Source organism: Xanthobacter sp. ZOL 2024, assembly GCF_052932325.1.
The window spans coordinates 1,832,825-1,852,126 of record NZ_CM128808.1; the positions used below are offsets into that span (position 1 = coordinate 1,832,825).

Below are 19,302 nucleotides of genomic sequence, written 5' to 3' on the forward strand. Positions count from 1 at the left end.
TCAGCCCTCCCGCTCCGGCGCCGGGCGCCGGGCGGTGAGCCGCACGCCGCGGCCGCCGCCGTCGCTGACGGTGCCTTCGCCGATCAGCTCGATGCCGGCGGTGCTGAGCGCGTCCACCAGCTTCATGAGGGAATCCACATTGCCGCGAATGACCTCCTCGCTGGCTTCCATGCGCTGGATGGTGGGCACCGAAAGGCTGGACAGCGCCGCGAGACCTTTCTGGTCGAGGCCGAGAAGGGCGCGGGCGGCACGGAGCTGGGCGGCGGTGATCACGAGCGGGGTGACCGGCATCAGGAGAGGATTGGTGAACGCTACGCCCCCTCTTCTCAGATTTCAACGACAAATAGTGATGTTTAAAACATCATGTGCCCGTCTGACGCAGGCGCCTGGGAGCCGCGAGCGGGCGGCGAAAGGCCGCCGCCCGCTCGCGGCTTTGTGTCCTGATACCGCCCTGGAGATTGAATGCCGGAGAGGAAGTGTGGTAGTCCCGGCCCTGCGGTCAGTGGGGCGACTGTTGAGCTAACCGAGCTCAACCTTAGGAGACCGTTCAGGCATGGGAGCCTGGCTCTTGCCGTTCCTCCAGCATCCCTTTGTGCAAGCATTCATCCGTTTCGTGATCTATGTCGGCATCATTTCTGGAATTTTTCTATTAATGTATGTCGACGCGATGACAACCAAGACGTTTGGTGAGACGTCTCTTGTCGAGATTTCTCAGTCGGTTATCTTAGTCGTGGTCACAGCGATTTTCGCGACCTGCGCGGTGCGGCTGCCGGCGCTGCGGGTGTCGGCGTGGCTTCTGGCCACCTTCACCGCAGCCTCGCTGATCCGCGAGAACGACGTCTGGCTCGACATGCTGCATGACGACGGCTGGCAGATCCTCGTCACGCCGGTCATTCTGGCCGGGCTCTTCTACACCTGGAAAAACCGCACGCGGTTTCTGGACGAGCAGGTCCACTATACCCAGACCAGCGCCTTCGGCCTTCTGATGGCAGCTTTGCTGACCACCTATGTCTTCGCGCGCTTCTACGGCATGGGGGCGTTCTGGAAGGCGGTGATGCAGGACGCTTACCTGCGGAACATCAAGGACATGAGCGAGGAATGTCTGGAGCTGTTCGGCTACGGCATTCTGCTGTGCGCGGCCCTTGAGTTCGTGGTGGTGGCCCGGCGGCTGGTGCGCGGCACCGATCCGGCGGCGGCCGCCGGCGCCTGAAACGGCAGCGCCCCACCGATGGGCAATCGATGGGGCGCGGGCGTCGTACGGGTGAAGGGGCTTGGCCGCCTCAGGCGATGAGGCGATAGGCCGGCAGGGTGAGGAATTCGTCGAACGTGTCGGCCAGCGACATGTCGGCGAACAGGCCGATGGCCTCGGGGAAGCGGCCGGAATCATAGACGTCGGCGCCGAGCACGGTGCGCAGCTTGGCCATCTCGTCGTCCAGAAGCGCCTTGAACAGGTCGGCGGTCACGGTGCGGCCGTCGTCCAGCTGGGCGCCGAGGTGGATCCACTGCCACACCTGGGCGCGGCTGATCTCGGCGGTGGCCGCATCCTCCATGAGGTTGTAGAGCGGCACCGCGCCGCGACCGCGCAGCCACGCCTCGATATATTGCACGCCCACGCGGATGTTCTCCCGCAGGCCCGCCTCGGTGCGGGTGCCCTGGTGCACCTCCAGCAGATCGTCGCGGGTGACGTTGGCAGCGGGCTTCACCACATCACGCTGGTTGGCCGTGGGCATGAGGCGGTCGAACACTTCCATGGCCACCGGCACCAGATCGGGATGGGCGACCCAGGTGCCGTCGCAGCCGAGGCCCGCCTCGCGCTCCTTGTCGGCCTTCACCTTGGCGAAGGCGGCGGCGTTGGCGGCGGCATCGCCCTTCACCGGAATCTGTGCCGCCATGCCGCCCATGGCGAAGGCGTTGCGGCGGTGGCAGGTTTCCACCAGCAGCAGGCAATAGGCCTTCAGGAAGGCCTCGCTCATCACCATGCGGCTGCGGTCGGGGGTGAGGAAGCGGGCATTCTTGCCGAGCCGCTTGATGAACGAGAAGATGTAGTCCCAGCGGCCCATGTTGAGCCCGGCCATATGGTCCTTCAGCTCGAACAGGATCTCGTTCATCTCGAACACCGCCGGCAGGGTCTCGATGAGCACGGTGGCCTTGATGGTGCCGTGGGGGAGCCCCAGCTGCCGCTCGGTGAAGCTGAACACCTGGTCCCACAGCCGGGCTTCCAGGTGGCTCTCGGTCTTCGGCAGGTAGAAATAGGCGCCGGAGCCCTGGGCCAGCGCCGCCTTGGCGCAATGGAAGGCGTAAAGGCCGAAATCGAACAGCGCGCCGGACATTTCCGCCCCGTCCACCCGCACATGGGCTTCCGGCAGGTGCCAGCCGCGCGGGCGGATGATGAGCACGGCGGGGGTGGCGCCGAGCTTATAGGCCTTGCCGCTGGTGGCGTCGGTGAAGTCGATGACGCCGGCCCAGCGATCCTTCAGGTTCAGCTGGCCCTCGATCATGTTGGTCCAGGTGGGGGAGGAGGCATCCTCGAAATCCGCCATGAACACCTTCGCCCCCGAATTCAGGGCGTTGATGATCATCTTGCGGTCCACCGGGCCGGTGATCTCCACCCGGCGGTCCAGGAGGTCGGCGGGCAGGTCGGCGATGGTCCAGTCGCCCGCCCGCACGGCGGCGGTCTCGGGCAGGAAATCGGGCAGCTCACCGGCGTCGAAACGGACCTGGCGCTCGGCGCGACGGGCCAGCAGCGCCTCGCGGGTGCCATTGAAGCTGCGCTGCAGGCTGGCGACGAAGGCCAGCGCCTCGGGGGTCAGGATCTCCTCGAAGCGTGGGGCGAGCGCGCCGGTGATCTCGACGCCGGCGGGCAGCGCGGTGGGGGAAATGGATGCGGAAGCGACGGACGCGGACATGAGCGGCCTCCTTGAGCCGGATGAGACGGGAACGGAACGCCGGCGCATCGTGGCGCCGGAAAAGGGATCAGCGGGCGGCCGCGACGGCGGCGCGCAGGCGTTTGGCGGCCTCCGCGACGTCGTCCGCCGCGCACAGGGCCGAGACCACGGCGACGCCATCGGCGCCGGCACGGATCACCTGTGGAACCGCCGCGACGTCGATGCCGCCGATGGCCACCAAAGGCAGCGGCGTCAGGGCGCGGACCGCGGCGATGCCGGGCGCGCCGATGGCGGCGCCCGCATTCGCCTTGGTGCCGGTGGCCTTGACCGGGCCGACACCGAGATAGTCGACGCCGGTGAGGTCCGAGGCGGCATATTCCGCCGGATTTCCCACCGAGAGGCCGAGAATGCGGCCGGGCCCCAGCAGGCCCCGGGCATCGGCGGGGGCCATGTCGTCCTGGCCGAGGTGCACCCCATCCGCATCGGCCGCCACCGCCACATCCACCCGATCATTGATGATCAGGGGAATGCCGAGGGGGGCGAGCAGGGCCTTCAGCGCCCGTGCCTGCTCCACCAGGGCGCGGCCGTGGGCCTGCGGGTCCCGCAGCTGCACCAGGGTGGCGCCGCCCTTCACCGCCGCATCCACCGTCGCCACAAGGCCGCGCGCCGCGGTGAGGCGCGGGTCGGTGACGAGATAGAGGGTCAGATCGAAGGCGGGAGCCATGGTGCGACCGGGGTTGGAGCGGCGCGGCGGCAGCCGCCGCGTGTTGCTGCAGTGGTACCCTTGCGCGTGGGGGAAGTCTAACCCTGGCGAGGCAATGGACTTTCGCATTGCCGGCAACAATGGGTGCCGGCTCAGGCTGCGGCCTCGGTGAGGGCGCTGGGGCGGGGGCCGCCGGTGGCCCAGTCGAGCAGCTCCACCGTGTGCACCACGGGCAGCGCCGTGCCGGAGGCGATCTGGGTGAGGCAGCCGATGTTGCCGGCGGCGATCATCTGCGGCCGCAGGGCCTCCAGCGTGTCCACCTTGCGGGTCTTCAGCGCGTCCGCGAGCTCGGATTGCAGCATGTTGTAGGTGCCGGCCGAGCCGCAGCACAGGTGCGGGTCGAACGGCTCCACCACCTCGAACCCGGCCTGCCGCAGCAGCGCCACCGGCGGGCTTTTCACCTTCTGCCCATGCTGCAGCGAGCAGGCGGAATGATAGGCCACCCGCCCGCCGGGCCCGTGCGCCGCCGGCAGGTCCTGGGCGGCGAGGAATTCGGTGATGTCTCGCACCTTGCCGGCCAGCGCCGCCGCACGCCCGGCGAAGGTAGGATCGCCGGCCAGCATGTGGCCATAGTCCTTGAGGGTGGTGCCGCAGCCGGAGGCGGTGACCAACAGCGCATCGAGCGGGCCCGCCGCCTCGAACGCCCTGACATTGGCGCGGGCGAAGGCGAGGGCCTCCTCGGAGCGGCCCATGTGGTGGGGCAGGGCCCCGCAGCAGCCCTGACCGGCCACCCGCACCACCTCCACCCCCATGCGGTTGAGAAGACGGATGGCGGCGGCGTCGATGGCCGGCTGCAGCACCTGCTGGGCGCAGCCCGCGAGCAGCGCCACCCGCGCCTTTCGCGGCCCCGCCGGGGCATGCACACCGCCATCCCGCGCTGCCGGCGGCACCTTGTGGGGCGCCAGGCGCAGCATGGCGGCGAGGGGGGCGAGCCCCGCCCGTTCCAGCAGGCCGGCGAACGGCCGCCCGAGGGCCGCCGCCTTCAAGGCCAGGCGGAAGCGGCGCGGATAGGGCAGCACCCGGGCGATGAGGGTGCGCACCAGCCGTTCGGAGCGCGGCCGCGCATAGGTCTCCTCGATATGAGCGCGGGCGTGATCGACGAGGTGCATATAGTCCACGCCCGACGGGCAGGTGCTGGTGCAGGAGAGGCACGACAGGCAGCGGTCGATGGGCCCCACCTCCTCGGCGGTGGCGGGCCGGCCATTCTCCAGCATGTCCTTGATGAGATAGATGCGCCCGCGCGGACTGTCGCGCTCGTCCCCTTTCAGCACATAGGTGGGACAGGTGGCGGTGCAGAACCCGCAATGGACGCAGGCCCGCAGGATCCGGTCCACCTCGGCAAGCCGCGGATCAAGGAGCTGCGCGGGCGAAAAATGGGTCTGCATGGCTCAGCGTCCGGGGCGGGCGGGGAAGGGCAGGAGCGCAAGGGATGGCATGTCACCAGACCTCGTGCATGCGGCCGCGGTTGAGGAGGCCGGCCGGGTCAAAGCTGGATTTCACCCGGGCCGTCAGGGCGGCGAGTGGCTCGTCGAGGGGCTGGAACACGGCGGTCCGTGCCCGCTCCTCAGCTGTGGCGCGCAGGAGTGTGGCATGGCCACCTGAAGCTGCAAGGGCCGTTCGCACCGTGTCCGCTTCCGATCGCGGGCCAGGCAGCGCCAGCCAGATGAGGCCGCCGCCCCAGTCGCAGAAGGCCTCGGCATCGAGGGTGGCGCAGAGCCGCGCGGCCAGGGCGGGGCCGGCCATGGGGGCGGTGGAGAGGCGCCACAGGGCGCGTTCGGGGCAGCCGACGAAGGGCGAGACGTCCCGCACGGCCGCCCACAGGGCGCTGGAGGCGGCTTCGTCCATCACCGTGCACGGGCCGAAGGGGGCGAGCACGCGGGCCAGCATGTCCCGCCGCGCCTCAACCGAGGGACCGACGCCTTCCAGCCGCAGCATCACCGTTCCGGTGGCGATGCCGCCCGGCAGGCGCACCGCCACCCGGGCCGGGGCATAAGCGGCGCCGGAGACTTCGCAGGACGAGCCCAGCGCCGCGCTCATGGCCGCCGCCGCCGCATCCGGGGCGAGGCCTTCGAGCCGCAGGGTCTCCTGGGTTTCGGGGCGCGGCAGCACCTTGAGGGTGATCTCGGTGGCGACGCCCAGGGTGCCGAAGGCACCGGCGAACAGGCGCGGCAGGTCGTAGCCGGTGACGTTCTTCACCACCCGCCCGCCGGACTTGAACAGCTCGCCGCGCCCCGACACCGCCTTGAGGCCCAAAGTATGGTCGCGCACGGCGCCGGCGCTGATGCGGCGGGGGCCGGCGAGATTGGTGGCGACGAGCCCGCCGAGGCTGCCCGCCCGCGCCGCGCCGCCGAACAGGGGGGCAAGGTCCGCCGGCTCGAAGGCGAGCATCTGGCCGCTTTGGGCCAGCATGTCCTCGATGTCCCGGCGCGGCGTACCGCAGCGGGCGGAGAGCACCAGCTCTTCCGGCTCGTAGAGGGTGATGCCGGAGAGGGCGGAGAGGTCCAGCACCGTGTCGGCCACCACCGGGCGGCCGAGCGCCGTGAGGCTGCCGGTGCCGCGGATCTCCAGGGTGCGGCCGTTCGCACCGGCGGCGTTGACGGCGTCGACCACATCCTGCGGATCGCGGGCGAGGAGGGTTTGCGGCATCGTCACCTCAGAACCGCGGCAGGTCGGGGAAGGGCGGGGCGCCGCCGCTCACATGCATGCGGCCCATCTCGGCGCAGCGGTGGAGGGTGGGGAACACCTTGCCGGGATTGAGCAGGTTCTGGTCGTCGAACGCGCATTTGAGACGCAGCTGCTGGGCGAGATCCACCGTGTCGAACATCTCCGGCATGAGGTCGCGCTTCTCGATGCCGACCCCGTGCTCGCCGGTGAGCACGCCGCCCACCTCCACGCACAATCGCAGGATGTCGGCGCCGAACGCCTCGGCCGCCTCCAGCTCTCCGGGCGCATTGGCATCATAGAGAATGAGCGGGTGCAGATTGCCGTCGCCCGCATGGAACACATTGGCCACCCGCAGCCCGTGCCGGTGCGACAGCTCGCGCATGCGGGCCAGAACGAAGGGCAGCTGGCGGCGGGGAATGGTGCCGTCCATGCACAGATAGTCCGGGGAAATGCGCCCCACCGCCGGGAACGCCGCCTTGCGCCCGGCCCAGAAGCCGAGCCGCTCCTCTTCGCTCTGGGACACCCGCAGCGTGGTGGCGCCGCAGGCCTGCGCATGGGCGGTGACCGCATCGAGCAGATGGGCGCACTCGGCTTCCGGCCCGTCCAGCTCGATGATGAGCAGGGCCTCCACATCCAGCGGATAGCCCACGTTCACGAACGCCTCGGCGGCGGCGATGGCGTCCTTGTCCATCATCTCGATGCCGGCGGGGATGATGCCGGCGGCGATGATCTGCGCCACGCAGTCGCCGGCGCTCTCGGAGGTGGGAAAGCCCACCAGCACCGCCCGCGCCGTATCCGGCTTCTTGAGCAGGCGCACGGTGACTTCGGTCACCACCCCCAGCAGGCCTTCCGAGCCGATGATGACGGAGAGGAGGTCGAGCCCGCCGGCGTCCAGGTGCTTGCCGCCCAGGCGCACGATCTCGCCGGTGATGAGGGCCAGCTCCACCCCCAGCACATTGTTGGTGGTGAGGCCGTATTTGAGGCAGTGCACGCCGCCGGAATTCTCCGCCACATTGCCGCCGATGGTGCAGGCGATCTGCGAGGAGGGATCGGGGGCATAATAGAAGCCCAGGTGCTCCACCGCCTTGGTGATGCCGAGGTTGGTCACTCCCGGCTCCACCACGGCGCAGCGGTTGGCGGTGTCGATCTCGCGGATGCGGGTGAACTTGCCCATGCCCAGCAGCACCGCATCGGCCAGCGGCAGGGCGCCGCCCGAAAGGGAGGTGCCGGCGCCGCGCGGCACCACGCGGATGGCGTTGTCGTGGCAATATTTCAGCACCGCCGCCACCTCGTCCGTGGTGGCCGGCAGCACCACCACCAGGGGCAATTGCCTGTGGGCGGTGAGGGCGTCGGATTCATAGGGGCGCATGGCCCGCTCGTGGGCGATCACGCTGTCCGCGCCCACCAGCCGCGCCAGATCGGCGACGATCTGGTCGCGCCGCGCCAGCACCGCCGCATCGGGCGCGGGCATGACGAGGCGGGAGCCGTCATGAGAGCCATCAGGTGACCCATCATGCACGCCCTGCTGAGCGCTTTCCTCCGCGCTTTCCTCCGCGCTTTCCGCCATGCTCTCCTGCGGTCCGCCGTGCGGCCGCGCGCCCGCGTCTCCCATGCCGGCTCCCCCGACCCATTCTGTTTGGTGCAATTATAATCGGTTCCGCGGAAAAGGTGGTCGCCGATTATTGCGCTGTCGGATAAAGTGAGTTGGAAAAACGGAATAATTGCCGGGCGACGCCGCGCCGATGATCGACAACCTCGCCGACCTTGAGATCTTCTCCCGCATCGTCACCGCCGGCAGCCTGTCGGCGGCCGGCCGCGAGATGGGCCTGTCGCCGCCGGTGGTGTCGAAGCGGGTGCAGCGGCTGGAGGAGCGGCTGGGCACGCGGCTGTTCCAGCGCACCACCCGCAAGGTCACGCTCACTGAAGCCGGGGAAGGCTTCTACGAGCGGGTGGTGGCAATCCTGGCGGCGGTGGAAGAGGCGGAGGACGCGCTGGCCCATGGCTCGGCCGATGCGCGCGGCCTTTTGCGGGTGTCGGCGCCCACCTCGTTCGGCCGCATGCACATCGCCCCCCATATCGGACCTCTGCTCAAGACCAACCCCGGCCTGACCGTGGACCTCGAGCTCACCGACGCCTTCGTGGACATCGTCGGCGAAGGGTTCGACCTTGCCATTCGCATTGCCGATCTCGACGATTCCAGCCTGGTGGCGCGCCGCCTCGCTCCGGTGCACCGGGTGCTGTGCGCCACCCCCGATTATCTCGCGCGGGCGGGCACGCCCAGAGATATCGAGGCGCTCTCCGGCCATGTGCTGCTGGCCACCCATTCCCAGGATCCATGGCGACTGGAGGGGCCGGAGGGACCGGTGACCCTGCGGATCGCGGCGCCGCTGCGCACCAATTCCAACGAGGTGGTGCGCGCCGCCGTTCTCGCCTCAGTCGGCATCGCCCTGCGCTCCACCTGGGACGTGGGGCCGGAGCTGCGGTCCGGGGCGCTCCAGGTGGTGTTGCCGCAGTGGCATGCCTCCCGCCGGGTGGGGGTGTTCGCGGTCTATCCCAGCCGGCGGTTCCTGCCGCTGAAGGTGCGGCTGTTCATCGATCACCTGGCCGCCCGCTTCGGGCCGCTGCCGCCGTGGGACGAGGGATTGGGCGGCCTTTTGGCCGGCACCGCCAGCACAGCGTGAAAACGGGTTGGCCGCGCCGGGCATGTGCGCCATAAGGGCCGCATCCCTCCCAATTGGCCCCCATGCCCCAGACCTCACATTCCCCCACCACGTTCACCCTGGCCGGCACCGCCGAAGGGCTGCGCGCCATGATGCCCCTCATTCCGGGGCTGTTCGTGTTCGCCATGGCGTTCGGCGCGGCGGCGGCCCAGAAGGGGCTGACCCTCGTGGAGGCCAGCCTGTTCAGCGCCATGGTGTTCGCCGGCCTCGCCCAGATGGTGGCGCTGGAGGGCTGGACCCAGCATTGGTCGGCGACCGCCTTGCTCACCCTCGGCCTTTTGACCATGGCGGTGAACACGCGCCATGTGCTGATGGCGGCGGCCCTGCGGCCCTGGTTCGCGCCACTGCCGGCCTGGCAATCCTATGGCGCGCTGCTGCTGCTGGCCGATAACAATTGGGCGCTGGCCATGCGCTATCGGACCCAGGGCGGGTCGGACGCGGGCTATTTTGTCGGCGCCGGCTTCATCACCTGGCTGTTCTGGGTGATCGGCACCGCCGCCGGCCATGTGGTGGGCGGCGGCATTCCCGATCCCAAGCAGGTGGGGATCGACGTGGTGGTGCCGGCCTTTTTCATCGCCATCCTCATTCCCAATTGGAAGGGCCGGCGCGAGGCGGTGGGCTGGGGCGTCGCCGCCGCCGTCGCCATCGGCGTGTCGTTCGTGCTGCCGGGCTGGTGGTTCATCGTCATCGGCGCGCTGGCAGGCGCCCTGGCGGGGGGATTCACCGATGAGCGCTGAGCTTGGCACCCTGCTCGCCATCTCGGTGATGGCGCTGGCCACGGTCTTCAACCGGGCGGCGGGCTTCTTCCTCATGCGGCTGGTGCCCATCACCCCACGGGTGCGCCGGGTGCTGGATGCCCTGCCGGGCGCCCTGCTGGTGGCGCTGCTCGCCCCCGGGGCCGTGCGCGGTGATCGCGGCATGATCGCCGGGCTGGTGGCGGCGGTGCTGGTGGCCCGCTTCCTGCGCAGCGACATTCTGGCGGTGGTGGCCGCCATGGTGGCGGCGGCGGCGGTGCGCTTCGTCTGGCCCTGAGCCCGCGCGCCGAAGCGGGGTGGATTGGCGGTCTGTCTTGCAGATCTGGGGCCATCCCGCCCCTGCGCTCCTTCCCCACCCGGAAAGACGAAGGCCGCGGATCCAGGGGGTCCGCGGCCTTCGTCTGATCTGAGGACCTCCCGTGCGGGTGGCCCGAGCGGCGTTCACATCGCCTTCTTGTCGCTGGTGGTGGCGGCCTGGCTGCCCGGCGCCGGCGTGGGGGCCGCGGGCTGGGCCGGCTTGGCCACCGGCCGCGGCTTGGGCTTGCGCCGCACGCCGAGGGCGCGCACCTGGCTCACCACTTCCGAATGCAGCTGCGGCGACTTCTCGATGTTGAAATGATCGATGGCCGCCACCTGGTCGAGGTTGCGGTTGATCAGCTTGCCACGGAAGCCGGGGCCGGCGGTGAGCCGCTTTCCGTAACCGTTATTGGACTGGTAGTAGTTCACGAAGCGCCCGGAGGCGGCACCCACAGTGTTCACGCCCACCGGATCGAAGGTGACCACAAGAGTGGGCGGGGTGCCGAGAGCGGTGAGGCGCTCGGCCATCTGGATGGCGGCATCGGCGCCCAGGGAGTGGCCGACCACCACGATGGGGAAGCGGCCATGGGCGCGGCTTTCCGCCGAGGCCATGTCGGCCAGGGACTGCCATTGGCCATATTCATACACGGTGGCGGGAATGCCGCGGGCATTGAGCTTGGCCGCGAGGTCGTCCAGACCATAGGAAAACACATTGGCCAAGCCGCGCATGAGGTAGACATGCGGGGTGCCCTGGGCGGCGGCGGGCCGCACGGCGATGGTCAGGAACAGCGCTGCGAACAGCGCCACAGCGAAGCGCAAGCGGGACAACATAGGCACACCATCAATCGTGATCGCTGACTTCTGCCGTCAATTTGGCCGAGCGGCAACCCAAGTTTGGGGAATGGCCGCCGGCAGACCCGGCGCAAGGGGCGTTTTGTGTCAGGTCCGTGACCTCGCTGCATCAGCGCGGGGCCATCTGCCGTAAGGTCTGACGTTGGGACAGCCTGGGCGGAGCGCGCCAGCCGGGGCCGGCCTCAGCTCGGTGCGCCCACCAGCAGCACGTGCAGGCTGCGCGGGCCATGGGCGCCCAGCAGCAGGGTCTGCTCGATGTCGGCGGAGCGCGACGGGCCGGTGATCATGTTGATGGCCCGCGGCAGCTGGCCATCGGGGAACTGCGCGCGCACCCGGGCCCAGGCGGTTTCATAGTCCGCCACCACGTCCTTCGCCTCCAGCACCACCAGGTGGTGGTCGGGCAGGAAATTGAGGGTGGTCGGGTTGTCGGCGCCGGAGAACAGCACCAGCGTGCCGGATTCGGCGATGCCGGCGAAGGCGTGGGACAGGCCCACCAGTTGGCGGCCGTCGGACGGGCCGATCCACACGTCGATCTGCGGCGCGCTGCTCCAGGGCAGAGCCGCAAGGCGGGGATCGGCGCCGCGCAGCAGCTTCAGGGGCAGGTCGCGGGCGGAGAGGTAGGCGGCGATGGCGCCGGGCACCTCGGCGGCGGAGGCCAGGTGATCGAGCGAGCTGGCGGCGCCGAGCGCCATGGCCTTGAACAGCTCCAGCCGTTCCGCCGGCGGCAGCTGGGCGCGGGCGGGGATGATTCCGGCCGGATGGCTGGCGAGCCGCGCCTCCACCTCCTGGCGCCGCGGCGCCTCGCGGGAGGTGACGCCCAGGGCCCGCCGGACCGACGCCAGCACCGTATCGCGGGAAGACGGCGTTGATGTCATGGGGCGGGGCTCCGGCTGGTGGTCCCGGCGGCCTTGCGGGCGCGCCACTGGGCCTGGAAGGTGTCGCCCTCGGGGGCGGGGAAATCGCGGGTGGCGGTCCAGCCGCCGGCCAGGGGCAGTGATGCGAAGCGGCCCTTGTCGCGGCCGAACAGCGACAGCGCCCGCATGGCGAGGCGGGTGGCGGGGCGATAGAGCCAGCCGTTGCGGGCGAGGAACGCCCACAGCTTCAGCCCATAGCGCTGGGGCGCCGGGGTGAGGTGGCGCTCGAACTCCTGCTGGCGCCAGTGCCGCAGCAGCTTGGGCAGGGGAATGCGCACCGGGCACACCTCCTCGCACCGGCCGCAGAAGGTGGAGGCGTTGGGCAGGTTGGCGCCCTTGTCGATGCCGATCATGGCCGGGGTGAGCACCGAGCCCATGGGGCCGGGATAGACCCAGCCATAGGCGTGGCCACCCACCGACTGGTAGACCGGGCAATGGTTCATGCAGGCGCCGCAGCGGATGCAGCGCAGCATCTCCTTCAAGGTGCCGCCCAGCATGGCGGAGCGGCCGTTGTCCAAAAGCACCACATGGAATTCGCCGGGCCCATCGGGATCGAGGGCGCGGCGGGGGCCGCAGGCGAAGGTGGTGTAGACGCTCATGTCCTGACCGCTGGCGGAGCGCGCCAGCACCCGCAGCAGCTGGTGGGCATCTTCCAGGGTGGGCACCAGCTTCTCGATGGAGGCCAGCACGATGTGCGCCTTGGGCAGGGTCTGGGTGAGGTCGGCGTTGCCCTCGTTGGTGACGATCACCGCGGTGCCGGTCTCCGCCACCAGCACATTGGCGCCGGTGAGGCCCACGTCGGCGGCGAGGAAGCGCTGGCGCAGCTCGCCCCGCGCCTCCGCCAGCAGCGCGGTGGGCTCCACCAGGTCGCGATCCGCCGGCAGATCGGTGTGCACCCGGCGGAAGTCGGCTTCCACCTGGTCCTTGTTGAGGTGGATGGCGGGGGCGATGATGTGAGAGGGGGATTCCCCGCGGATCTGGATGATGTACTCGCCGAGATCGGTCTCCACCGGGGTGATGCCGGCGGCGGCGAGGTGATCGTTGATGCCGATCTCTTCCGAGACCATGCTCTTGCTTTTGGTCACCGTGCGCGCGTCGAGACGCTGGCAGATGCCGGTGATGATCTCGCGGGCCTCCGCCGCATCCACCGCGAAATGTACGTGGCCGCCGGCCTCGCGCACCTTCTCCTCGAAGCGTTCGAGATAGAGGTCGAGATGGGCCAGGGTGTGGTTCTTGATGTCGCGCACACTGTCGCGCAGAGCATCGAACTCGGGCAGCTTGGCGATGGCGTCCCGCCGCTTGCCGACAAAGCCCGGCCCGGCCTTGGCGAGGGCCGCCTGCAGCTGCGGATCGGCCAGGGCTTCGGTGGCGTTCTGCTTGAACTCGGGGGAGGTGATGGCGACGCTCATGGCCTCAACCCTTCTTGGCGGGCGCCGGCGCGCCGATGGCGGGTCCATCGCCCATGCCGGCCAGCACCTCGGCCACATGGCGCACCGCCACATCGCGGCCCTGGCGCTGCAGCTTGCCGGCCATGTTCATGAGGCAGCCGAGATCACCGGCCAGCAGCGTATCGGCGCCGCTGGCAAGGATGTTGTCGGCCTTCTTGCCGACGATGGCGTCGGAGACCATGGGATATTTCACACAGAAGGTGCCGCCGAAGCCGCAGCAGGTATCGGAATCGACGAGTTCCGTGAGCGCGAGACCCTCGACGCTGGCCAGGAGCTGGCGCGGCTGCGCCTTCACCTGCAGCTCGCGCAGGCCCGAGCAACTGTCGTGATAGGTGACGGTGCCGTCATAGCGGGCCTCCACCCTGGTGACGCCCAGCACGTCCACCAGGAAGGAGGTGAGCTCGAACACCTTGGCGCAGAAGCGCTCCACCCGCCCCGACCAGTCGGGCTCGCCGACGAACAATTCGGGATAATGGGCCTTGATCATGCCGGCGCAGGAGCCGGAGGGGGCGACCACATAATCGAAGCTCTCGAAGGCGGCGATGGTCTTTTCCGCCAGGGCGCGGGTGGTGACCCGATCGCCGGAATTGAAGGCCGGCTGGCCGCAGCAGGTCTGGCGCGGCACGTCCACGTCGCAGCCGGCATCCTCCAGGAGCTTCACCGCCGCGAACCCCACCGAGGGGCGGATCGTATCCACGAGGCAGGTGACGAACAGCCCCACCCGGGGCGGACGGGACGAGGCGGCGTCGGACGCGGAAGAGGCGGTCATGGCAGCTCGGCTATGGGCGCGCCGGGCATAAAGCGCCGGCGCGCGGGGAAGGCCCGGTGGAACGGGGCGTCACTCATTTTGGAATGATCCTATATCACCTCGCTGATGCAGGTAAAATGGCGCCCGTGGGCCCGGGGCGCGGCTTGACGGGGCCGGCATCTGGGCTCATTGGCCGAGATGTCGGTGATGCGCGGGCGGTGGCCCGCCGGGAGGGGCCCTTGTTCGTGAAATGGTCGGAACTCTCCACCACGGCGGTGGCGGCGCTCGACATGTCGCGGCTGGTGGCGGTGCTGCCGGTGGCGGCGGTGGAGCAGCACGGGCCCCATCTGCCCCTCGGCACCGACACCTTCATCGCCGAGGGCTATATCGCGCGCATCGCGCCGCAGGTGCCGGATGGTCTCGCGGTGGCGATGCTGCCGGTGCAGAGCATCGGCAAGTCCGATGAGCACCAGAACTTCGCCGGCACCCTCACCTTGTCGCCCACCACCGCCATCACCGCCTGGGGCGAGATCGGCGCCTGCCTCGCCCGCGCCGGGGTGCGCCGGCTGGTGATCATGAACACCCATGGCGGCAATGTGCCGGTGATCGACCTCGTGGCCCGCACCCTGCGGCTCGACCACGGCATGCTGGTGGCGATGTCGTCCATGCACCGCTACGGCTATCCGCCCGGCCTGTTCAGCGATGCCGAGCGGGCCCATGGCATCCATGGGGGCGAGGTAGAAACGTCGCTGATGCTGGCGTTTCGCCCGGATCTGGTGGACATGGCCCAGGCGGCCGATTTCGCCCCCTATTCCATCGCCATGGAACATGACTTCAAGCGCCTCAGGGCCAACCACCCGGTGGGCTTCGCCTGGGCCAGCGAGGATCTGAGCGCGGCCGGCGCCATGGGCGATGCCCGTGGCGCCACGGCGGAGAAGGGGGAGGCGGCGGCGCAGTTCGGCGCTCGCGCCTTCGTGGAACTGCTGGAGGATCTGGCGGCGTTCGACCTCGACCGGCTCGGCTGAGCTCAACCGTCGAGCAGGGCCGGCAGCCGCGCCCGGTTGAGAGCGAGCCACTGCAGGGCGATGATCAGATAGCCATTGGCGCAGCGCCCGGCCGCCAGCATGGCGAGGGCCTCGTCCACCGACAGCACCAGGGGACGGATGACTTCCGTCTCCTCCACAAGGCCGGTGCGCGCGGGCACGGCAGCCGCGTCCACCTCGGCCAGGAACAGGGTGGCCTGCTCATCAGTGATGCCCGAGGTGGGCATGAACTGGAGAAAAGGCACCATGCGGCCGGGGGCGACGCCGATTTCCTCCAGGCATTCGCGGCGGGCGGCGGCCTCTTCCGGCTCGCCCTCCTCCACGCCGCCGGCGACGATCTCAACGAGCTCGCTGCGCGCCGGCCCCAGGGCGAGATAGGCCGGCAGGCGGAACTGGCGCACCAGCACCACCTGGTCGCGCGCCGGATCATAGGCGAGCACCCCGACCACGCAGCCGCCGCGCAGGATGTCGCGGGTCTGGCTCACCACCGCCCCGTCATCGGCGAGATGGGCGGTGTAGCGCTCATAGGGGCGGTAGCCATTGCCGAGGGGGGTGGGCCCCTCCACCGTGACGTCAGCGGGCCCGTCACCGGGCAGGGGCTTCAAGGGGGCGGTCATTGGCACACCACGCCGGAGGTGTCGGTTTCCAGGGAGAAGGCGGCGGCGAACAGGGCGCGGGTGTAATCCTCCCGCGGCTGCTCGAACACCGTGCGGGCCGGGCCTTCCTCCACCATCCTGCCGTTGCGCATCACCAGGATGCGGCTCGCCAGCGCCGACACCACCCGCAGATCATGGGAGATGAACATGAAGGTGAGGTCGCGCTTCCGCTGCAGCGCCCGCAGCAGCTCGACGATCTGTGCCTGCACGATCATGTCGAGGGCGCTGGTGGGCTCGTCCAGCACCACGAAGGAGGGCTCGAGCGCCATGGCGCGGGCGATGGAGATGCGCTGGCGCTGGCCGCCGGAGAATTCATGGGGGTAGCGGTGGCGGGTCTCGGGGTCGAGCCCCACATCCGCCAGCGCCGTGATCACCCGCGCCTCGCGTTGGTCCGCATCGAGCTGGCGCTGGTGCACCAGAAGGCCTTCGGCAACGATCTCGCTGACCGACATGCGTGGCGACAAGGAGCCGTAGGGATCCTGAAACACGATCTGCATGTCGGCCCGGAGCGGCCGCAGGGCCTTGAAGCCGAGGCCGTCGATGCGCCGGCCGAGGAAGGTGACCGGCCCGGCCGAGGAGATGAGGCGCAGCAAAGCGAGGCCCAAAGTGGTCTTGCCGGAGCCGCTCTCACCCACCACGCCCAAGGTCTCGCCGCGGCGGATGGCGATGGTGATGCCGTCCACCGCCTTCACATGGCCGATGGTCTTGCGGAACACGCCGCGCTTGATGGGGAAATGCACCTTCAGATCAGTGGTTTCCACCACGATGGGCGCATCCGCCGCCACCGGTGCCGGATCGGGCTTCGGCTCGGCGCTCAACAGCGCCTGGGTATAGGGATGGCGGGGGGTGAGGAAGGTCTCCTCGGCGCCGCCCTGCTCGACGATCTCGCCTTTCTGCATCACGCACACCCGATCGGCGATCTTGCGCACGATGTTGAGATCGTGGGTGATGAACAGCATGGCCATGCCGAGCCGGGCCTGCAGATCCTTCAAGAGCTTGAGGATCTGCGCCTGCACCGTGACATCGAGGGCGGTGGTGGGCTCGTCGGCGATCAGGAGGTCGGGTTCGTTGGCGAGCGCCATGGCGATCATGACGCGCTGGCGCTGGCCGCCGGACAATTGGTGCGGATAAGCGGAGAGCCGGGCGGCGGGATCGGGAATGCCCACCTCGGCGAGCAGCTCCAGGGTGCGGGCGCGGGCGGCATTGGCGGAAAGGCCGCGGTGCAGAATGAGCATTTCGCCCACCTGCTGCTCGATGGTGTGCAGCGGGTTCAGGGAGCTCATGGGTTCCTGGAACACCATGGTGATCTTGTTGCCGCGCACCCCGCGCAGCTCGCGCTCGGACACCTGCAAGAGGTCGCGGCCCTGGAACAGGATCTCACCGGTGGGGTGGCTGGCGGCGGGATAGTTCAGGAGTTTCAGCACCGACAATGCGGTGACCGACTTGCCGGAGCCGCTTTCGCCCACCAGGGCCAGGGTCTCGCCCTTGGTGATGTCGAACGACACGCCCTTCACCGCCAGCGCCTGGGTGCCCTCGCGGCGAAAGGCGACGGAAAGGTTGCGGACGGAGAGGAGGGGATCAGTCATCGGCGTTTCTCGATGAAGGTCGCAAAGTCGAAATCCGCTGGATCAGTCAGCTGAATGGCGTTCGCGTCGCGCCACCGTCTGTCGGCCGTGATGATCGCATCGCACGCGGCGTGTTCGGCAGTGGCGATATGGATGGCATCGGGCAGCTTGGTGCTCGGCTTCCTGTTTCGCACCCGGGCCGCCCGCCCGAGGATGTCGCGGGACACCGGATGCGCCTCGATCTGCCCGGCGGTGCCGCCGGCAAGAAGGCTATTGTAGCCGATGACGAGGTGCAGGTCCTGATCCCGCAGCGGCTTGACCAGGAGCTCCGCCAGCGACAGCTCGCTGGTGACGACCACTGCGCCGGTCTGACGGCCGCCGGCCAGCAGACCTGCGAAGCGATCCAGCGAGGCGCCCGGTCCCTCGACCAGCTCAATGATGGTGTTCACGTCGAAATAGAGGCGCACCGGCGGTCAATCCCACTCGTCTCGAAGGGCGCGGATGCGGGCGACGGCCTCCTCGGAGGTGACGTTGCGGGGGCCGACCAGTGCGCGGATTTCCTGGATCGTCATGGGTTGCGGATGGGCGAGGATGTCGGCGACCAAAGCGTCGAATGCGTCGCGATCGAGCTTCGTCTCCTCCTCCACCGTGATGGTGACGGTCTGGCCGGCCGTGAGGCCCTGCCGCAGGTCCTCCGGCAGCTTGTCCACCGGGTAATGCTCGCGCACGATCTTGTTCATCTCGTCACCCGAATAGCGTCACCTGCCTGCCCAACCCGCGCCAGTCTACCACAGCCCGGCCGAAGGTCGGGTCACTCGAACGTCTTGCGCGGGTCGAAGGCGTCGCGCACCGCTTCGCCGATGAAGATGAGCAGGCTCAGCATGAGCGCCACGGTGAAGAAACCGGTGAGGCCGAGCCAGGGGGCCTGGATGTTGTTCTTGCCCTGGGACAACAGCTCGCCGAGGGACGGCGAGCCGGGGGGCAGGCCGAAGCCGAGGAAGTCCAGGGCGGTGAGCGTCATCACCGAGGAGGAGAGGATGAACGGCAGCATGGTCAGCGTCGCCACCATGGCGTTGGGCAGGATATGCCGCGTCATGAGCGTGAAATTGCCCACCCCGAGGGCCCGGGCCGCCTGCACATATTCAAAGTTGCGCGCCCGCAGGAATTCCGCCCGCACCAGCCCCACCAGCGACACCCAGGAGAACAGCAGCAGGATGCCGAGCAGCACCCAGAAGCCCGGCACCAGGATGGAGGAGATGATGAGCAGCAGATAGAGCGAGGGAATGGCCGTCCAGATCTCGATGAAGCGCTGGAACAACAGGTCCACCCAGCCGCCGAAATAGCCCTGCACCGCCCCTGCCGCGACGCCGATGATGGACGAGATGACGGTGAGCGCCAGGCCGAACAGCACCGAGATGCGGAAGCCGTAGATGAGCCGGGCCAGCACGTCGCGACCCTGGTCGTCGGTGCCGAGCCAGTTCCATTCAAGGCCCGCGCAGCCGGACACGCCCTTCTTTTCGGCCACCGCCTTGCACTGGTCCTCGGTGAGCATCCAGGTGGGCGGCGAGGGGGCCGGGGTGGGCAGGTCGAGATTGTGGGTGGAATAGGAATAGCGGATGGGCGGCCACACCATCCAGCCGCCCTTCTCGGCGATCAGCTTCTGCAGATAGGGGTCGCGATAGTCGGCGTCGGTCTCGAAGTCGCCGCCGAAGGCGGTCTCCGGATAGGCGTGCACCACCGGGAAATAATAATGCCCCTCGTAGGAGACGAGGATGGGCTTGTCGTTGGCGATGAACTCGGCGCCGAGCGACAGCACGAACAGCACCGAGAACAGGATGAACGAGCCATAGCCGCGCCCGTTGCGGCGGAAATTGGCGAGCCGCCGCCGGTTGAGGGGCGAGAGGGCGAAGCGGCTGTGGCGCCGGGTTTCGCCCGGCGGCGGCAGCGCGCCGTGGGGCAATTCGCGGGCGGCGGGCATGTCGGTGGGTTCGC

General features: G+C 69.2%; 20 protein-coding genes. 5 read left to right on the top strand and 15 right to left on the bottom strand.

All coding sequences use genetic code 11. The features are described 5' to 3' along the window. Nucleotides 1-273, bottom strand: a complete 273-nt coding sequence (locus ACU4E7_RS08535; RefSeq protein WP_238122454.1) for a helix-turn-helix domain-containing protein — start codon at nucleotides 271-273, stop codon at nucleotides 1-3. A gap of 280 nt (nucleotides 274-553) precedes the next feature. On the opposite strand from ACU4E7_RS08535, the gene ACU4E7_RS08540 reads away from it, so the two are divergent. After that, nucleotides 554-1,210 carry a hypothetical protein gene (locus tag ACU4E7_RS08540; RefSeq protein WP_447021257.1) on the top strand — a complete coding sequence of 219 codons (657 nt, stop codon included), beginning with the start codon at nucleotides 554-556 and terminating at the stop codon, nucleotides 1,208-1,210. Between the two features lie 70 nt (nucleotides 1,211-1,280). Here the strand turns inward: ACU4E7_RS08540 and aceB are convergent, their stop codons facing one another. The 5 genes from aceB to ACU4E7_RS08565 form a co-directional block, all read right to left on the bottom strand. Beyond that, nucleotides 1,281-2,906: a malate synthase A gene (aceB, locus tag ACU4E7_RS08545; protein WP_447021258.1), complete on the bottom strand. Its 1,626-nt coding sequence runs from the start codon at nucleotides 2,904-2,906 to the stop codon at nucleotides 1,281-1,283. 67 nt (nucleotides 2,907-2,973) lie between these two features. Beyond that, the gene (gene thiE, locus ACU4E7_RS08550; RefSeq protein WP_238122165.1) at nucleotides 2,974-3,609 is read right to left on the bottom strand and encodes a thiamine phosphate synthase; all 636 of its coding nucleotides are present in this window, start codon (nucleotides 3,607-3,609) and stop codon (nucleotides 2,974-2,976) included. A 131-nt stretch (nucleotides 3,610-3,740) separates the two neighbouring features. Beyond that, nucleotides 3,741-5,033: a glycolate oxidase subunit GlcF gene (glcF, locus tag ACU4E7_RS08555; protein ID WP_447021259.1), complete on the bottom strand. Its 1,293-nt coding sequence runs from the start codon at nucleotides 5,031-5,033 to the stop codon at nucleotides 3,741-3,743. A 52-nt stretch (nucleotides 5,034-5,085) separates the two neighbouring features. Next, entirely contained in the window at nucleotides 5,086-6,294 is a 1,209-nt protein-coding gene (glcE, locus tag ACU4E7_RS08560; RefSeq protein WP_447021260.1) for a glycolate oxidase subunit GlcE, read from the bottom strand. A gap of 7 nt (nucleotides 6,295-6,301) precedes the next feature. After that, a complete protein-coding gene (locus ACU4E7_RS08565) occupies nucleotides 6,302-7,783 on the bottom strand; it encodes an FAD-linked oxidase C-terminal domain-containing protein (RefSeq protein WP_447021606.1) in 1,482 nt (493 codons plus the stop codon). Nucleotides 7,784-8,054: 271 nt separating this feature from the next. Here ACU4E7_RS08565 and ACU4E7_RS08570 point away from each other — a divergent pair, with 271 nt between their 5' ends. From ACU4E7_RS08570 to ACU4E7_RS08580, 3 genes are all read left to right on the top strand, one after another. After that, complete coding sequence (locus tag ACU4E7_RS08570) at nucleotides 8,055-8,993, top strand: LysR family transcriptional regulator (RefSeq protein ID WP_447021261.1); 939 nt, start codon at nucleotides 8,055-8,057, stop codon at nucleotides 8,991-8,993. Nucleotides 8,994-9,055: 62 nt separating this feature from the next. Next, the gene (locus ACU4E7_RS08575) at nucleotides 9,056-9,769 is read left to right on the top strand and encodes an AzlC family ABC transporter permease (RefSeq protein ID WP_447021262.1); all 714 of its coding nucleotides are present in this window, start codon (nucleotides 9,056-9,058) and stop codon (nucleotides 9,767-9,769) included. Further along, nucleotides 9,759-10,064, top strand: coding sequence for an AzlD family protein (locus ACU4E7_RS08580; protein WP_447021263.1), 306 nt, complete (start codon nucleotides 9,759-9,761; stop codon nucleotides 10,062-10,064). The genes ACU4E7_RS08575 and ACU4E7_RS08580 overlap by 11 nt, the downstream gene beginning before the upstream one ends. A 164-nt stretch (nucleotides 10,065-10,228) precedes the next feature. On the opposite strand, the gene ACU4E7_RS08585 is transcribed toward ACU4E7_RS08580, so the two are convergent. The 4 genes from ACU4E7_RS08585 to ACU4E7_RS08600 all read right to left on the bottom strand — a co-directional run bounded on the left by ACU4E7_RS08585 (nucleotide 10,229) and on the right by ACU4E7_RS08600 (nucleotide 14,067). Continuing rightward, nucleotides 10,229-10,915 carry a thioesterase domain-containing protein gene (locus tag ACU4E7_RS08585; protein WP_447021264.1) on the bottom strand — a complete coding sequence of 229 codons (687 nt, stop codon included), beginning with the start codon at nucleotides 10,913-10,915 and terminating at the stop codon, nucleotides 10,229-10,231. A gap of 203 nt (nucleotides 10,916-11,118) precedes the next feature. Next, a complete protein-coding gene (locus ACU4E7_RS08590; RefSeq protein ID WP_447021265.1) occupies nucleotides 11,119-11,811 on the bottom strand; it encodes a LutC/YkgG family protein in 693 nt (230 codons plus the stop codon). Next, nucleotides 11,808-13,259, bottom strand: coding sequence for a LutB/LldF family L-lactate oxidation iron-sulfur protein (locus ACU4E7_RS08595; RefSeq protein ID WP_447021266.1), 1,452 nt, complete (start codon nucleotides 13,257-13,259; stop codon nucleotides 11,808-11,810). Before ACU4E7_RS08595 ends, ACU4E7_RS08590 begins: the two co-directional genes overlap by 4 nt. A 4-nt stretch (nucleotides 13,260-13,263) precedes the next feature. Continuing rightward, on the bottom strand, nucleotides 13,264-14,067 hold the full coding sequence (locus ACU4E7_RS08600; protein WP_447021267.1) for a (Fe-S)-binding protein: 804 nt from the start codon (nucleotides 14,065-14,067) through the stop codon (nucleotides 13,264-13,266). A gap of 218 nt (nucleotides 14,068-14,285) precedes the next feature. Between ACU4E7_RS08600 and ACU4E7_RS08605 the strand changes: the two genes are divergently transcribed. Beyond that, nucleotides 14,286-15,071, top strand: coding sequence for a creatininase family protein (locus ACU4E7_RS08605; RefSeq protein ID WP_447021268.1), 786 nt, complete (start codon nucleotides 14,286-14,288; stop codon nucleotides 15,069-15,071). Nucleotides 15,072-15,073: 2 nt separating this feature from the next. Here ACU4E7_RS08605 and ACU4E7_RS08610 read toward each other — a convergent pair whose 3' ends face one another. The 5 genes from ACU4E7_RS08610 to ACU4E7_RS08630 form a co-directional block, all read right to left on the bottom strand. After that, complete coding sequence (locus ACU4E7_RS08610; RefSeq protein ID WP_447021269.1) at nucleotides 15,074-15,706, bottom strand: NUDIX domain-containing protein; 633 nt, start codon at nucleotides 15,704-15,706, stop codon at nucleotides 15,074-15,076. Beyond that, nucleotides 15,703-17,331 (bottom strand): ABC transporter ATP-binding protein, encoded by a 1,629-nt coding sequence (locus ACU4E7_RS08615; RefSeq protein WP_447021270.1) that lies wholly within the window; start codon nucleotides 17,329-17,331, stop codon nucleotides 15,703-15,705. Before ACU4E7_RS08615 ends, ACU4E7_RS08610 begins: the two co-directional genes overlap by 4 nt. After that, a complete protein-coding gene (locus ACU4E7_RS08620) occupies nucleotides 17,328-17,777 on the bottom strand; it encodes a type II toxin-antitoxin system VapC family toxin (RefSeq protein WP_447021271.1) in 450 nt (149 codons plus the stop codon). Before ACU4E7_RS08620 ends, ACU4E7_RS08615 begins: the two co-directional genes overlap by 4 nt. A 6-nt stretch (nucleotides 17,778-17,783) precedes the next feature. Then, nucleotides 17,784-18,050: a hypothetical protein gene (locus tag ACU4E7_RS08625; protein ID WP_238122152.1), complete on the bottom strand. Its 267-nt coding sequence runs from the start codon at nucleotides 18,048-18,050 to the stop codon at nucleotides 17,784-17,786. 71 nt (nucleotides 18,051-18,121) lie between these two features. Then, complete coding sequence (locus tag ACU4E7_RS08630; protein ID WP_238122451.1) at nucleotides 18,122-19,288, bottom strand: ABC transporter permease; 1,167 nt, start codon at nucleotides 19,286-19,288, stop codon at nucleotides 18,122-18,124. Nucleotides 19,289-19,302 lie beyond the last annotated feature (14 nt).

Coding starts and splice junctions, on each gene's coding strand:
- ACU4E7_RS08540 (WP_447021257.1), top strand. CDS start 554: ATGGGAGCCTGGCTCTTGCCGTTCCTCCAGCATCCCTTTGTGCAAGCA.
- aceB (WP_447021258.1), bottom strand. CDS start 2,906: ATGTCCGCGTCCGTCGCTTCCGCATCCATTTCCCCCACCGCGCTGCCC.
- thiE (WP_238122165.1), bottom strand. CDS start 3,609: ATGGCTCCCGCCTTCGATCTGACCCTCTATCTCGTCACCGACCCGCGC.
- glcF (WP_447021259.1), bottom strand. CDS start 5,033: ATGCAGACCCATTTTTCGCCCGCGCAGCTCCTTGATCCGCGGCTTGCC.
- glcE (WP_447021260.1), bottom strand. CDS start 6,294: ATGCCGCAAACCCTCCTCGCCCGCGATCCGCAGGATGTGGTCGACGCC.
- ACU4E7_RS08565 (WP_447021606.1), bottom strand. CDS start 7,783: ATGCCCGCGCCCGATGCGGCGGTGCTGGCGCGGCGCGACCAGATCGTC.
- ACU4E7_RS08570 (WP_447021261.1), top strand. CDS start 8,055: ATGATCGACAACCTCGCCGACCTTGAGATCTTCTCCCGCATCGTCACC.
- ACU4E7_RS08575 (WP_447021262.1), top strand. CDS start 9,056: ATGCCCCAGACCTCACATTCCCCCACCACGTTCACCCTGGCCGGCACC.
- ACU4E7_RS08580 (WP_447021263.1), top strand. CDS start 9,759: ATGAGCGCTGAGCTTGGCACCCTGCTCGCCATCTCGGTGATGGCGCTG.
- ACU4E7_RS08585 (WP_447021264.1), bottom strand. CDS start 10,915: ATGTTGTCCCGCTTGCGCTTCGCTGTGGCGCTGTTCGCAGCGCTGTTC.
- ACU4E7_RS08590 (WP_447021265.1), bottom strand. CDS start 11,811: ATGACATCAACGCCGTCTTCCCGCGATACGGTGCTGGCGTCGGTCCGG.
- ACU4E7_RS08595 (WP_447021266.1), bottom strand. CDS start 13,259: ATGAGCGTCGCCATCACCTCCCCCGAGTTCAAGCAGAACGCCACCGAA.
- ACU4E7_RS08600 (WP_447021267.1), bottom strand. CDS start 14,067: ATGACCGCCTCTTCCGCGTCCGACGCCGCCTCGTCCCGTCCGCCCCGG.
- ACU4E7_RS08610 (WP_447021269.1), bottom strand. CDS start 15,706: ATGACCGCCCCCTTGAAGCCCCTGCCCGGTGACGGGCCCGCTGACGTC.
- ACU4E7_RS08615 (WP_447021270.1), bottom strand. CDS start 17,331: ATGACTGATCCCCTCCTCTCCGTCCGCAACCTTTCCGTCGCCTTTCGC.
- ACU4E7_RS08625 (WP_238122152.1), bottom strand. CDS start 18,050: ATGAACAAGATCGTGCGCGAGCATTACCCGGTGGACAAGCTGCCGGAG.
- ACU4E7_RS08630 (WP_238122451.1), bottom strand. CDS start 19,288: ATGCCCGCCGCCCGCGAATTGCCCCACGGCGCGCTGCCGCCGCCGGGC.